This is a genomic window from Streptomyces sp. NPDC102467, assembly GCF_044765445.1.
GTDB lineage: Bacteria > Actinomycetota > Actinomycetes > Streptomycetales > Streptomycetaceae > Streptomyces.
This window is the reverse complement of sequence record NZ_JBIWKA010000016.1, coordinates 42,429-55,612: the sequence shown is the minus strand read 5'-3', so window position 1 is coordinate 55,612 and position 13,184 is coordinate 42,429. Positions and strand designations below refer to the sequence as shown.

14 protein-coding genes are annotated in these 13,184 nt (G+C 69.0%); 2 read left to right on the top strand and 12 right to left on the bottom strand.

The features are described from left to right. Positions 1-77 precede the first annotated feature (77 nt). From ACIREE_RS30670 to ACIREE_RS30615, 12 genes are all read right to left on the bottom strand, one after another. Entirely contained in the window at positions 78-599 is a 522-nt protein-coding gene (locus tag ACIREE_RS30670) for a DUF2617 family protein (RefSeq protein WP_404159249.1), read from the bottom strand. A gap of 850 nt (positions 600-1,449) precedes the next feature. Continuing rightward, positions 1,450-2,712, bottom strand: coding sequence for a tyrosine-type recombinase/integrase (locus tag ACIREE_RS30665; RefSeq protein ID WP_404159246.1), 1,263 nt, complete (start codon positions 2,710-2,712; stop codon positions 1,450-1,452). A 91-nt stretch (positions 2,713-2,803) separates the two neighbouring features. Next, on the bottom strand, positions 2,804-3,046 hold the full coding sequence (locus ACIREE_RS30660; protein ID WP_404159243.1) for a helix-turn-helix domain-containing protein: 243 nt from the start codon (positions 3,044-3,046) through the stop codon (positions 2,804-2,806). A 459-nt stretch (positions 3,047-3,505) separates the two neighbouring features. Beyond that, the gene (locus ACIREE_RS30655; RefSeq protein WP_404159241.1) at positions 3,506-4,981 is read right to left on the bottom strand and encodes an ATP-binding protein; all 1,476 of its coding nucleotides are present in this window, start codon (positions 4,979-4,981) and stop codon (positions 3,506-3,508) included. Positions 4,982-4,983: 2 nt separating this feature from the next. Further along, positions 4,984-5,844 (bottom strand): bifunctional DNA primase/polymerase, encoded by an 861-nt coding sequence (locus tag ACIREE_RS30650; RefSeq protein ID WP_404159238.1) that lies wholly within the window; start codon positions 5,842-5,844, stop codon positions 4,984-4,986. Positions 5,845-5,935: 91 nt separating this feature from the next. Further along, complete coding sequence (locus ACIREE_RS30645) at positions 5,936-7,777, bottom strand: FtsK/SpoIIIE domain-containing protein (RefSeq protein WP_404159235.1); 1,842 nt, start codon at positions 7,775-7,777, stop codon at positions 5,936-5,938. Positions 7,778-8,096: 319 nt separating this feature from the next. Beyond that, complete coding sequence (locus tag ACIREE_RS30640) at positions 8,097-8,459, bottom strand: DUF6251 family protein (RefSeq protein ID WP_404159233.1); 363 nt, start codon at positions 8,457-8,459, stop codon at positions 8,097-8,099. Continuing rightward, positions 8,426-8,800: an RRQRL motif-containing zinc-binding protein gene (locus ACIREE_RS30635; RefSeq protein ID WP_404159230.1), complete on the bottom strand. Its 375-nt coding sequence runs from the start codon at positions 8,798-8,800 to the stop codon at positions 8,426-8,428. Before ACIREE_RS30635 ends, ACIREE_RS30640 begins: the two co-directional genes overlap by 34 nt. Continuing rightward, the gene (locus tag ACIREE_RS30630) at positions 8,800-9,810 is read right to left on the bottom strand and encodes a DUF2637 domain-containing protein (RefSeq protein ID WP_404159227.1); all 1,011 of its coding nucleotides are present in this window, start codon (positions 9,808-9,810) and stop codon (positions 8,800-8,802) included. Before ACIREE_RS30630 ends, ACIREE_RS30635 begins: the two co-directional genes overlap by 1 nt. After that, on the bottom strand, positions 9,807-10,325 hold the full coding sequence (locus tag ACIREE_RS30625; protein ID WP_404159225.1) for a hypothetical protein: 519 nt from the start codon (positions 10,323-10,325) through the stop codon (positions 9,807-9,809). Before ACIREE_RS30625 ends, ACIREE_RS30630 begins: the two co-directional genes overlap by 4 nt. Further along, on the bottom strand, positions 10,322-10,606 hold the full coding sequence (locus tag ACIREE_RS30620) for a hypothetical protein (RefSeq protein ID WP_404159222.1): 285 nt from the start codon (positions 10,604-10,606) through the stop codon (positions 10,322-10,324). The genes ACIREE_RS30625 and ACIREE_RS30620 overlap by 4 nt, the downstream gene beginning before the upstream one ends. After that, a complete protein-coding gene (locus ACIREE_RS30615; protein WP_404159219.1) occupies positions 10,603-10,866 on the bottom strand; it encodes a DUF6284 family protein in 264 nt (87 codons plus the stop codon). Before ACIREE_RS30615 ends, ACIREE_RS30620 begins: the two co-directional genes overlap by 4 nt. Positions 10,867-11,338: 472 nt before the next feature. On the opposite strand from ACIREE_RS30615, the gene ACIREE_RS30610 reads away from it, so the two are divergent. After that, complete coding sequence (locus ACIREE_RS30610; protein ID WP_404159217.1) at positions 11,339-11,674, top strand: winged helix-turn-helix domain-containing protein; 336 nt, start codon at positions 11,339-11,341, stop codon at positions 11,672-11,674. 158 nt (positions 11,675-11,832) lie between these two features. Next, positions 11,833-13,080, top strand: coding sequence for an XRE family transcriptional regulator (locus ACIREE_RS30605; RefSeq protein WP_404159215.1), 1,248 nt, complete (start codon positions 11,833-11,835; stop codon positions 13,078-13,080). Positions 13,081-13,184 lie beyond the last annotated feature (104 nt).

The following is a 13,184-nucleotide window of genomic DNA, read 5'->3' as shown; positions in this document are numbered from 1 at the left end:
TCCGACTCCATCTCGTCACCCACACGTGTGGTCCCGGCGCACCGCGCGCATACTTTGACCGCCCCCGCCGCCGTGGCTCACAGGGCGGCGGCCGGCATCCGTACGCCCACCCGGCTGCGGGTGGCGACGAGTTGGCCGTCCTGCGGATAGGCGTGCCAGGTGCGCCACTGCACCTGGCCCTCGTGGCGCTGGGCGAGCATCGCCGTGAAGGCGTGCGGGCTGCCGGGGAAGACGCCCGCAAGTCCGTTCGGATGGTCGGCGACCAGGGCCAGCAGCTCCTGGGCTCGTCCGGCGAACTGACCTGGCGTCAAGTTCTCGACGCGGGCCGCGAATTCGTACTCCCAGTCGCCCACGCGCTTGGCGACGCCGAGCGGAAGGGGGGTGCTGCTGCCTGGGATACAGGCGACGGTTTCCGAGCAGCTGCCGTGGTCCTCCTCAAGAAGTACCTGGTGGGAGGCGCCAAGGAGCCTCAACTGGAGCTTGGCGCCAGCAAGTTCGAGGTTGAGGGTGGCGAGCGCGGGGAGCGGCTCGCGGCCCAGGGTCCAGGCCAGATCGGTCGCACTCGTGTCGGTGTAGGCGGTGTTCAGGGTCGTGAGCATGGGTCGGCTCCGCTAGCACGCAAAAGGGAGGTGGGGCCGGCTACGTCAATGGGACCGGCTCGTGCCCACGCGACGCGTTGAGTACGTAGTACGAGGGCTGCGTTGACGGATAGAAGGGAATCATGGGCGGCGGCGCCCTCACAGCGTTTTTACCCAACTTCGGAGGGTTTCCATCCCCCCGAGGGCTCCACAGTTCAACTGTTCAACTGCCACGGTCAGCTTTCGCGCTCGACGCACCACCCGTCGGGCGTCAAGGGGAACACGCGTACGGCCCGCGCGGACCGGAACTGCCCCGTGTCAGTCCCCTCCGTGCGGGCCGCATGTTCCGGACTCCGCGTCAGCTCCCGCCGCCGCACCCGCCCCCGCCGCCCCCGCACGACGAGCCGCCCCCGCAGGAGCTGCCACCGCCGCACGAGGAACCGCCGCCGCACGACGAGTGGTGACCGCCGTGATGACCCGACGAGCCGGAAGAACACGAGGAGCCGCCGACGACGCCACCACCCCCGGCGGTGCCTCCGGCCCACCAACTGCTGCTCCTGCCCCGCGAACCACGTGAACCCTTCTTGAGCGACGTACGCGGGCGGCCACGCCCGCCCGCCTTCACCGTTCGGACGACGATGGCGACGGCCAGTGCTACGAAGACCACCATGATGATCACTGCTCCCATCACCGGCCCTCCTCTCTCTTCCCCCGAATCCCCCGAGTCCCCCGAGGGGCGCCCCGAGCGGGCGTGACAGGGGGATGCCCGGACCCGTACGCGGCCAAAGCAGAGTTGAGGAACTTCAGAGGGTTCTCGTAGGGCATCGGCCCCTGACCTGCTCGGAGAGGCAGATCAGGGGCCGTCCGCGCCTCACTGGGCCGTCTGTGGGCCGTGAACTCCCGGGAGTGAGGCTCCAAAGAGCTGATCGATGGCACGACGGGCGCGCTCTCGGCTGTCGGGCATCAGATGGGCGTACACGCGCAGCGTCAGCCCTGGATCGGCGTGCCCCATGTACTCGCTCACAGCCTTGATGTTCTCGCCCGCGTCCAAGAGTGCGGAGGCGTAGAAGTGCCTCAGGGCATGCATTCCGTGCTCGCGCGCGCCCACATACCGTTCCCCTTCATCGGCTTCCGGGATGAACCCCGCCTCAGCGAGTGCGGGCTTCCACTCCTTGGCATTGAAGTTGCTCCGCCAGATCATGCCCCCCTGTTCAGCCGTGAAGATCAGTCGGGCGGATACCTTCGGCCCCTCCGGCGTACCCCACGGCAACGTGACCTCCACGGGCTTGCAGACGTCCATATGCGCCCGGAGGGCTCGCGCCACGGAGTCAGGCAACGGCACATCCCGCTTCTTGCCGCCCTTGGGGAGAGCGAACACTGGGCGGCCTTCAACGTGCTTGATCTGTCGGACCACATGGAGCGTGCTCCCGTCAGCATCGATGGCGTCCTCGGCGAGCCCGAACACCTCGCCCTGCCGCATGCCGCACCCTGCGCCGACATCGGCCACAGCCTGATACCGCTCTAGTAGAGCCGCTCGAACAGCGAACACCTGAGCGGGCATCCACGGGACTACCGGGTGCGCGTCAGCCTTGGGAAGCCGCACAGTCCGCGCACTGCACGGGTTACGGGACAGCAGCGAGTCATCGACAACCGCGGACAGGACCGACCGAACGTCCGCGAAGATGTTCCGGGTGTAAGCGGGGCCCACGCCGGGCTTCGTTTCGAGCGTGGCGAGGAGTTCCCTGATGTGCTCAGGCCGGAAGGTCCCGACCGGCCGGGAGCCAAGCTCCGGGTAGACGTGCAGTCGAAGACGCCGGCCGAGTTCCTTGCGGGCCATCGGGCTGGACGTCTTGCTGTCCAACCACTTCTCGGCGTACTGCCTGAACGTGATCCGCACCGACTTGGGGTCGGTGTACTGACCGCGCGTCATGTCCGTCTCAATGGCACTGAGCCACTTATCGGCATGGCGCTTCTGTCCGTCGGGGAAGCTCTTGGACTTCTCGGTGCCGTCGGGGCCGACGTAGCGGGCCCGGTAGCGGAGGCCGCTGCCGTGGCGGTCGCTCTTGACGCGGACAGTCTTGCCGCTGGCGTTGGTCTCGGTCTTGAACCAGCGGTCTTGGACATGGCCAGCCATAGGGCGGCGTTCCCTTCTCGAAAGGAGAAGGGGAGGGCCACGGTGTGGCCCTCCCCGAGATGCTGAGTCGTGCTCGCTCAGGCACGGGTCATCAGGCGGCGTCCTCGTCCGCCATGCGTTCCCTGGCCCAGTCGTGAACGGCGGCGGGGTCGTAGCGCACGTGCTTGCCGATGCGGAAGCCGGGCGGCCCTGTGCGCTTCTTGCGCCACTGGTAGACGGTTTCCTTGGGCACCTTGAAGATTTCGGCGATGTCGTCGGTGGTGAGATATCGATCGGGCAGGCCGCCACGGAGGGTGGCGCGAGGGTCAGATGGAGCGGAACGGCTTCGGCTCATGGGGGTCCTCGGCAGTGAGTCGTGTTGGCGTTCGCGGCTGCTCTGTGTCCGTGTGTGTCCGAGGCGCGGATTTCTGCGTCATCGCGTCATCAGCGACATTCAGGCTTCTGACCTGTGGCTTTGCTTGACGCGGTGGTGTGGGGCTGCGTCATGCGTGCGGCACGGACTGCGTCACCGCGTGACGCAGATGACGCAGGATGACGCAGCGTTTGGCGTCTGCGTCATGGCTTTCGCCGCAGGTCAGGGGCCGTTTTCCGTCCGGCGTGACGTACATGACGCAGCGTCTTCCCTCTTAGGACAAAAGAAGGGGCGTCTCTTGTAGTGCGGTGGCGCCTTCAAGCGTGAAGAAGGAGCCGCTGCGCGGCACGTCCTTCGGGCGGCGCGGTGCGCCGAACAGCAAGAGGAGCACGCCCGGCCGGTGGTGCTCCTCTTGCTTGTCCAGGCACGTGCGGTCGCGGGTCAGAACATGCGCTTCGGCTCGTAGGGGGCCGGTGCGGGCGGGCGGGTCATTTCGAGGTAGCGGCCCGCACTGGTGCGTCCCGAGTCGATGAGCAGGCCCCGAGCGGCCAGGGTGGGCTGGAGGCGCTTGAGACGGTCGGAGAGGACCTTGCCCGTGGTCGGCCACCCCTTCGGCAGGGGACGCATCCCCTCGTCGCTGTAGAGGACGCTGAGGAGGTGCAGCCACTCCGTGGAGGTCATCCGCTGGTCCGCGCCTGGGGTGATCGTTTCGGCGTGCTTGAGGACGGTCTGCGCGAGCAGGTCACCCTCGATCACGTCGTCGTTGAGGTCGTCCAGGCTGGCCCGGTAGGCGGGCAGGGCCCCGAGTCCGGTCGCGGCGTCGAACTGCGCGCACAGGTGCGCGAAGTCCGCCATCCGCAGATCAGTCGGCGTCTCCGCCTTCACGGCGCGGACCTTGACGGTGAGGTCCAGGAGCGAGCCGAGGACGACGGGCAGGGCTTCCGCGTAGTCCGCCCACAGCTCCGCTTCGGTGCGCCGGACCTTGGGCCGCTCCAACCTCAGGGGCAGGAGCCGTTCGGCAAGGTCGGGCCGGATGACGCCGACGTCGATTCCGGTCAGGAGCAGGGGGCGCCGGTAGCCGACGCGGAACACGTCCCCGTCGGTGAACAGCGCGCGCTTGACGCTTTCGGCGCCGGTGACGATGCAGCACATGGCGTCGGACAGGTCCGGGGTCATGTGGGAGAGGTTGTCCAGGGCGGTGACCCATCCGGCCGCCACCGCCGCGATCAGGTTCTCTTCGTCCTTCGGGGCGCGGCGCAGGTCCCCGGTCATGCCTTCCACGATCCGGATCAGCATCCGTCCGCCGGTGGACTTTCCCGCGCCCTGCGGTCCGGTCAGGAACGGGGCGGGGACGGGCACGGACGGTGCGAGGCAGCCGATGAGCCACGTGATGGCCAGGCATTCGGTCTCGGCGTTGGCGAAGTTGCACAGCCGCATCAGGAGGTCGATTCCCTTGCCGTCGGTGTCCTTGACCGGCAGGGGCAGTTCCCCGGTGAGCTGCGTGCGGCGCCAGCACACCTCACGCGGGTCAGGAACGGTGATCTCCCATCCGGTGGGGTGGATGCGCACCGACTGCCCGTCATCACGCCCCAGGTCCAGCCACGTCGCCCCATCAAAGCCCGGGGCCACCCGGATGTGCACTGGCTGTACGGCCTCGCTCAGCGCGAGCGCTTCGATCAGGTCCAGGGCTTCTTTGATGGCGCTGCCGTTGAAGACGCCGCGCCCGTCGCGGAACAGGCCCACCATGAGTTCCTGGCGATGGCTGCCGGTGGTGCCCTGGGAGCGGATCGGGCGGGCCACGGGGTGGTCGTTCTTCTGCGCGTACACGGTGCCGTCGGGGGTGCGGAAGTACCGGAAGTGCGCTTGGGCGTAGTCGGTAATGACCTCGCGGGCTGGGGTCTTGTCGTCGTCAGCCACGGTCACACTCCCAACGTGGTGCGGGCATTGGTCCAGGCTTCGGTGCAGTGCCGCAGCGTCTCGCCCTTGGCCTGCGCGGCGGCGAACAGCCGCGCGACGTGGCCATCGGTGAGGCAGTCGCACCGGCCGTGCGTGGAGAGCACGGCCAGGAACGTGCGATACACCGCGTGGTGCACGCCGCTGGACACCTCGGTGATGCGCTGCTCCGCCATCGCGATGCCGCGTTCCAGGAACGCGGGCGTGCGGTGGCGGCATGCGCCCGTCCCGGTCGGTGCGGACCCCGCGAGGGACTGAGGCGCGGGCCGGGGCGGGGTGGGCTTGCTCGCGGCGAGCGCGCGCACTGCATCCGGCAGGTGGGCCATCGGGCCGGTGCCGAACCCGAGCCACCGGGCATAGGCCATCGTGGACTTGATATCCACGCCGGGCCGGACCGCGTTCGCGGACTGCATCGTCCCGAGGTAGAGCCAGTGTTCGCCCCGGGTGGTGGGCACAGTCTGCGTGACGGGCAGGGTCTCGCGGGCCCACGCGATCGCGTCGGCGTTGTCCAGATCCACCACCGTGAGCCCTGCCCCGCCCGGGTGGTAGGCGACCGCGCCCGCGCCCAGCCAGGCGCGGCGCCAGGGAGCGGAGTTGATGATGTGCGGGTCGGTGGTCGCGGCGGCCCATGCGTGGCACGGCCCGGGGCAGTCGCAAGGGCCGGGGGTCTTCATGTTCGGCCGGCCGCCGCACGCGTTGCCGGTGCAGCGGCGGCAGTTGCCGAACGGCACCTTCCCGGCTCGTAACGGCAGTACGGGCAGTCCGGAGGCGGCCAGGGCGAGAGCCGTGTGCAGGTGCTCTCCCCCAATGGGGGTCGGTTGCGTCATGCTGGAGACCTCCAACAGGTCTGTTGAGGACTGGAGACAAGGGCGGCCCGGCTTTGGCGAGACGGGGCCGCCCTTGGCGCTGATGGATGAGTCAGGCGGCTTGCTGGCCGGGCAGGAGACGCCCGTCAGCGGTCCGCTGCAGAGCCCCCGCAGCGGTGAGTGCCTTGATCTCTCGGGAGACGGTGCCCTTGTTCAGGCCTGTCGCGTCGGCCACTTCCTTGGCGGTGCGGGCGCCGGACTGCACGGCGCCCAAGACCTTGTCCCGGTTGGACGCGATCCCGGACGGTGCGGTGTTCTTGACCAGGTGCAGCGGCGCCGGGGCCGTCTGCCCACCTGTGGACTGGGTGGGGGTCCAGATGGACTTGGGCAGGGCGCGTACGCCCGCGTCGTCCAGGGTCCAGGTGCGCAGCATGCGCGGCCCGTAGCCCTTGAGGTAGCCGTGCCCCCGGTACTCGCGGCCGTCGGGGATCTGGTGCGGGGCGTAGTGCGCGCAGTCGTCCAGGGCGACCTGCGCCTGCGTCGTACCGGCCACCCGCAGCGAGAAGCGGGTGAGCAGGTTCGGTGCGATCAGCTTGTGCACGCCCGGGGCGGCCCCGTCGGTCAGCGGGTACTGCGTCGCCCACCACAGGACCACCCCGCGCGAACGGCCCAGGGAGGACAGTTCGATCAGGCGCTGCAGCCGGTCCTTGTCCTTGCCGATCAGGGCGAGCACGACCTGTCCCTCATCCACCACGACGGTGAGCTGTCGGCCGTCCCACACGCTGATGCCGCGCTTCTTCATGTCGTGCTTGCGGCGGGTCATCTCCGTATGTGCCGCGTCTACGGTGTCGGTGATCTCGTCACGCTCATTGGCGACGTGGCACACCGGCTCCCAGACGTTGGACTCTTCGCCCTTGCCGTCGATCAGCAGCAGGTCACCGCGCAGGTGGGCGGTGGCCATGAGCGGGCGGAACGACCACGACTTGCCGGTGCCGGACGCGCCCGAGACGAGCAGCCGCTCATCGAACGGGACCAGCGCCTCATCGCCGGTCTCGGTGTCCAGACCCAGGCTCATCATCAGCGGATCGGCAGGGATGCGGTCGGGGGTCCACAGCGAGGAGACGCCCGCGGCTGCCGAACGTGTCGCCAGTGACAGCACCGCCCACCCGCCACGTGAGGCGGAGGTGATCCGGACGCGCAGCGCGGTGCGGGCACCGAGCAGGGCGCGGATGGAGTCGGCCTTGTCCGCGAGCGTCTTGACCGTCCACGTCCCATCCAGGCGCACTTCACACCGGATACCGCCCGGCTCCATGGCGGGCGGCGTGGTCACGGTGCCGGACAGGCCGCGGTCGGGGGCGTGCTCGACCCAGTACGCGGGGTCGAGACGCGCCATGAGCTGACGCTCTTCCAGCGACAGCGACTCATCGACCTCCACGCGCAGCTTGCGCCGACCGAGCGCGAGACCGGCCACGTTCGCCCCGATCAGCAGCGCCGACGTGGTGGCCGGCCAGACGGTGAGGTGCTGCGTGGACATGAGCGCCGACGCGATGGCCCCGGGCACGGCGTGCACCGAGTGCGCCTGGATCGCCCGGGCCTTGAGCGTGGTCGGGTAGTTCACCCGGGCCTCTTTGAGCTTGTCGCGGGTGTCGCGCTCGTGCCGCGTGGCTGCCTTGGTCGCGACGCGGGCGGCGCGGCGGCTCGCGGCGAACGGGTTGTTGGTCGCGGCGCGCGCGGTGAGTTTCTGCGACTTGGCCGTGGACAGCGTGGAACGCGCGGCGTTGTGCTCTTTCTGCGTCGCCATGAGCGTCTTCAAATGCTCCGGGGTGCGCAGCTTGGTGCGGCGGTCGGCTTCCATGTCCCAGCGCGCGGCGAACGGCACGAAGACGGGGGAGAGCGAATCGAGGGCCGCAGTGGTGGTGTTGGTGGTGGTCGACCATGCTTGCTTCCAGTCCACGAGAGTCCTCCAAGACCGTGGATAAGGGCCGGTGCGCCGTTGCGTGGCGTCACCGGCCCGCCCTAGTTGCACAGTGCGGCGCCGTTGGTTGCGTCAACGGCGCCGGTTGATACCGCCGCAACCGCATCTGACCTGCGGAGTTGCGGAGTTGAGCGGTGGGGAGGGGTGGGGGCCCTACGCGCCTGCGCGCGTAGGGCCGTCGAAAATCGGGCCGTGCAACCCCCTGGCGGGCCGCTGAGCGGCCGTCCAGCGGCCCAGGGGTCAACACCCATACGCGAGGGGGTTCGAGCGCTCTATGGGTCGCGTGGGGCCGTGGGGGTCAACGGCGCTTGCGGCTGCTCTTCTTCGAGGTGCCGGAGCCCACGGCGCGGACGACGGCGGTGACGCCCCAGCCGAGGATGAGCACCATGAAGGCGAGCATCGCGAGGTTCGCGGCGATCGCGGTCAGCACGCCCACCAGGAGCGGGCCGAAGTAGACGCCGGCCGCGACCGCCCCGGCCCCGACTCCGGAGCCGAGCGCGAGGCGCTGCACCGTGCGATCCGGGGCTGCCTGGTGGATGTGCACGACCTGCGGGCCGGTCGGCTGGGCGGCGGGCAGGTGGGCGGGGTCGGCGTAGACGTGCTGTCCGTCGGGGAGCTGGACCACGGTCATCGGGCGTGGTGCGGGGAGGTTGTTGTCCATGACGCACCCTCCGGGGCGTTGTCGGGGAAAGCGCAGGTGGGGCACATGCCGAGCGAGCTGGGGATGACGTATCCGGCATCGCGCCGGCACTCGGGGCAGATGCGGCGGGCGGCGTTGGCCTTGGCCAGGGCCGCCCACCGGCCCGGGGTCATCGGCCGGACCGGAAGGGCGCGGTCGATGCGGTAGAGGTAGGCGACCAGCGGGCCCCTACGGCGCCGGGGCCGCTCGATCTGCGCGGCCACGTCCTGTCCCCCGGGCCGCAGCCCGAGTGCCCGGAGCTGACGACGCGTCGCCAAGCCGTCCGGGGCGAGGCGCCACCGGTAGACCGGCAGGGTGGCCATCACTGGCCCGCGATCGCGAGGTCAGCACGGCGGCCCGCGTCAGGCTCGCGGTGCTCGGCGTAGCGGGTCGAGACCCAGCCGACCGACCAGCCGGACAGCTCCGCAGCCTGCCGCACCGGCAACCCGGCCTCGAACGCGGCGGCCACGATCCGGCGTCCCAGTTCCTCAGAGAGACGTTCTTCGGCCGGTCCGCGATCGAGTAGCGCGGCCCGCTCGCGGGCCGTCCGTTCCTCGCGTTCACGGCGTTCACGCTCGACCGTCGCAGCACGCTCGCGGGCTTCCGTTTCGGTGCGCTCGCGGGCCTCACGTTCAAGCCGGGCGCGCTCTTGTTCACGGTGTTCACGCTCGCGTTCACGGCGTTCACGAGACTCCCTCTCGGCAGCCTCCAACCGCTCTCGCTCCTCGCGCTCCTCGCGGCGCCGACGCTCCTCCCGATCCGTCTGTTCACGGACCAGGAGCGCTTCGTGGTCGCGCTGTTCACGCGCCAACTGCGCGGCGTGCTCGCGCTCCTCCCGGGCCTCAGCACGGGTCCGCTCGGCACGCTCACGGGCCGCCTGTTCCCGCTCGGCGCGCTCGGCCTTCTGCTTGGCCTCCAGCGCGGCGACGGCTCCTGCGATGGCGCGCCGGTAGGCCAGGCCGGTCTCCGCTGTGACGATCAGCAGGAGCGGCGCCACCGAGTGGACAGCCATGCCCACCAGGTCGTTCTTCAACGCGGAGTCGGCCGTATTGAGCGCCAGGGTCATCAGGCCAGTCATCCAGCGCAGCACCACCGGCCACCGGCCACCGTGCCCACCCAGACGCGCCAGCACGTCATCGAGCTTGACCACGATGACCACGGCAGCGTCCACCACGAGGGGGAGGATCGGGGCCGTCCACGCCCACCGGTCGGCGGTGTGATCGGCCATCAGCGGGGTGACGGTGAGGACGGAGTAGAGCATCGCGCCGGACACGATCAGCCACGTTCCGACGTTCAACGCCTTCTCGGCTGAACGGACATGAACAGCGTTCACGCCGCACCCCCGAGCCCCACCGCAGTCGGCGTCAGCGAACCCCGGAAGCCACCCGAAGAGGTGTCGTACGTGAACGCCGCCAGCACCCATTCCGCATCGAACCAAAACTGCGATCCGGGACCCCAGACGCGGTCTGCCGCAATGCCGTGCGTGGCAGTGTCGGCCACCGCGTCCTCGCGGCTGCGGTAGACCATGCGCGGGGTGCCGTAGTGCATGAGCAGGAACACCGCCCGCCCCGGCTCCCGAGCCGCTGCCAGGTCCTCACGCAGGCGCCGCAACTCGATCTGATCGAGCAGCAGACCTTGTTCGGCCGCGCCCGCTTGCTGCACGGCGTGGACCAGGAGCGCGCCCACCTCTTCGGCGGTGGCCTCGGCCCGCTCGGCACGGTCGGCCAGCGCGGACAGCTCGTGTGCCTGCCGGGCCGCGTGCTCGGTGGCCTGCCGGGCGCGCTCGACCGCCACGCGCCGGTCAGCCTCCAAAAGCGCCAGGCGCTTCGTGGTGACGATGCGGATCATCGGCCCGCCTCCCCATCACGCAGGTCGCCGGACTCCCACGCGAACGACTCCAACTCCTCGTCGGCGTCCGCGTCGGGGCGGGCGTCGGGGTGGGGCGGCTGGTCGGTGTCCGTCTGCTCAAACAGCAGGGAGGCGAACTGGAACAGCCCACTGACGAGGAAGACCAGCCACCACCGAGAGTCATGCCGGACCATCAGGACCGCCGCGAGCGCCAGCGTCAGCCAGCTAGCGGCCACCAGGCCGGTGACGCCCCACTGCTTCGGGGTGCGGATGCTGCTCATGCGACACCGCCCGTCTGGTCGGCCGCGCCGTTGCGCAGGTCGCGGTGAGCGGCCAGCACCTTGCGGCGGGCGCGGCGGATACGCCGCTCGTCCAGCTCGCACGGGGTGCGGTCGATGACGATGATCTGCGCGTCGAGCAGGTCCATCTCGGCGCGGATGACGGGCATCTCGGCGTCGATGGCGGCCAGCTCCGCGCCCGTGGGCTCCATGAAGTCGGCGAACGCGGTAACAGCGTCCTGAACAGTGACGATGTGGTTCATGGGTCGTGTCTCCCTAGCAGTAGGTGCGGCCCGAACAGCGCCCCCGGAGTGACAGCTCCGGGGGCGCGCGCCGTTGAGGGGGAACCCCTCTGTGGTGCAGGTACGCGGTCAGGAGCGACCGCAGTGCCCCGGCCGGGAGTCGAACCCGGCCTGCGACCATCGGGGCGAAAGCGCAGTGCCATCACCGCCGCGAGGGCGGATCTGGGCAGGTCACCCGGCCCGACGTGTGGTCGGGGTGGTGCCCCGCACCCATCGACCGCATCTGTTCATGCGGCTGGGTCGGCACTCTGTTGAGTTCTCCGTAGCGCTGGCTCCGGTCCGTGCATCCATCCGGGCGCTATTCGTGCAGGTCAAGCAGTTGCCCCTTTGGATCGGGGCGACCTCTTGCTAACTAGCTTGCACTAGTCTGCTGTGGTGCACAAGCCCCGCAGGGTGATGCGCACTAGTTCGCTGTGGTGGGTACCCTCAAGGAATGACTGTCACTGGAGGGCCAAAGTCAAAGGCAGTGCAGGTCGCGGACGCGCTCCGCGACGACATCAAGAAGATGAAGCCGGGAGAGAAACTCGCGTCTCAGCGTGAGCTGATGGACCGTTTCGGATACGCAAGCCAGACCATCCAGAACGGGTTGGCCGCCCTCCGAGCCGAGGGGCTGATCGTGTCGGCGGGGAACTTGGGCAACTTCGTCAGCGACGGGTCTGCCCCCGGTGGCGACGTACGTGATGACATCAAGGAAATCCGCTCCCAACTCCAGGCGATGACTGCACGGCTCGAAGCGCTGGAAAACCGCTCCGCTCCAGGTGGCGCTTGATCTGCAATCAGCATGGGAGTAGTGGGGCGTGTGAGGTAAGTGACAGCCCTGGGGACGAAGGGAGGAGCTGGGGACATGTCCAGTGACACCCCCCTGTCCCCTTCCCTGTCCCCCCGGCTCGCGCGCGAGACTCGGAGCAGGCATTCGGAGGAGGGCGCATGACTGACAACAGGCCCGCATGGGCGCGACGCATTGCTGCCGAACGACAGGCGCGCGACTGGTCACAGCGTGACGCGGTCAGGGCCCTGCGCTCGCACGCCCCCACGGAGCTACCGGCAGAGGACAGCATGATTCGCCAGTGGAAGCGCTGGGAGTCAGGCCAGGCGCCGAACGACTTCTATCAACCGATCATCGCTGCCGTGTTCGGCACGGTGACGCGCGCGCTCTTCCCTGCTCCGTCTCGACGGGACGGAGACAGGGAAATTCTGGCAGTGAGCGGTATGGAGACGTTGGAGATCGTCAGTCGTCTGAACCGTTCCGACGTGGACAGCGCGACACTCGATGCTCTTCGGATCACTACGGATCGCCTCTGCTCGGAGTACCCCTTCATGCCGAGTGCTCAGCTCCTCATCGAGGGCCGGCAGTGGCTGCGCCGGGTTGTTGAGCTGCACAGCAAGAGCCTCACGCTTGCTCAGCATCGCGAAGTGCTCGCGCTGTCGGGTTGGCTCGCCTTGCTGGTCGGCTGTGTCGAGTACGACACAGGGGACCGCCACGCAGCCGAGTCAACGCGTCGCGCCGCTCTATCGCTCGCCACTGAGGCAGACCACCCCGAGGTGGCGGCGTGGGCACACGAGATGCGGGCATGGTTCGCCCTCACAACCGGCGACTATCGCGGGGTCATCGCGGCCGCACAGGCCGGAGCCGAGACCGCGCCACAACACAGCGTCGCCGTGCAGCTCGCAGGCCAGGAGGCCAAGGCGTGGGCGCGGCTCGGGGACCGTCGCCAGGTGGAGGTGGCCCTAGATAAGGGTCGCCGACTGTTGGAGGGGATGCCGCACCCCGAAAACCTGGACAACCACTTCGTCGTCGACCCTGCCAAGTTCGACTTCTACGCGATGGACTGCTACCGCCTGGTCGGCGAAGACCGACTCGCGCGGACACTCGCGGACGAGGTGCTACGCGCCGGAACAGACTTCGACGGTACGGAGCGGTCACCCATGCGGAATTCTGAAGCACGGGTGACCCTGGGTGTCGCCGCAGCACGCGAAGGTGACCTCGAACAGGCCCTCATCTATGGCGAGCGGGCCCTACAGGGAGAGCGGCAGTCCGTTCCGTCTCTCATCATGACCAGCCGAGAACTCGCAGCCGTCATGAGGCAGCGTTACAGCACCGAACCGACAGCTCAGGACTACCTGAACCACTTGCAAGAGCTGGGCAGAGAGAAACCCGGATTCCTTCCCTCTTAAGACGCCCTTTCAGTTGGTGAGACTTCCGCAAGATCACGCCAACTGAAAGGGCATTTAATTGCACACAACCGGCTCGGCGGACTGACCTTCCCCCGTTTCCCCGA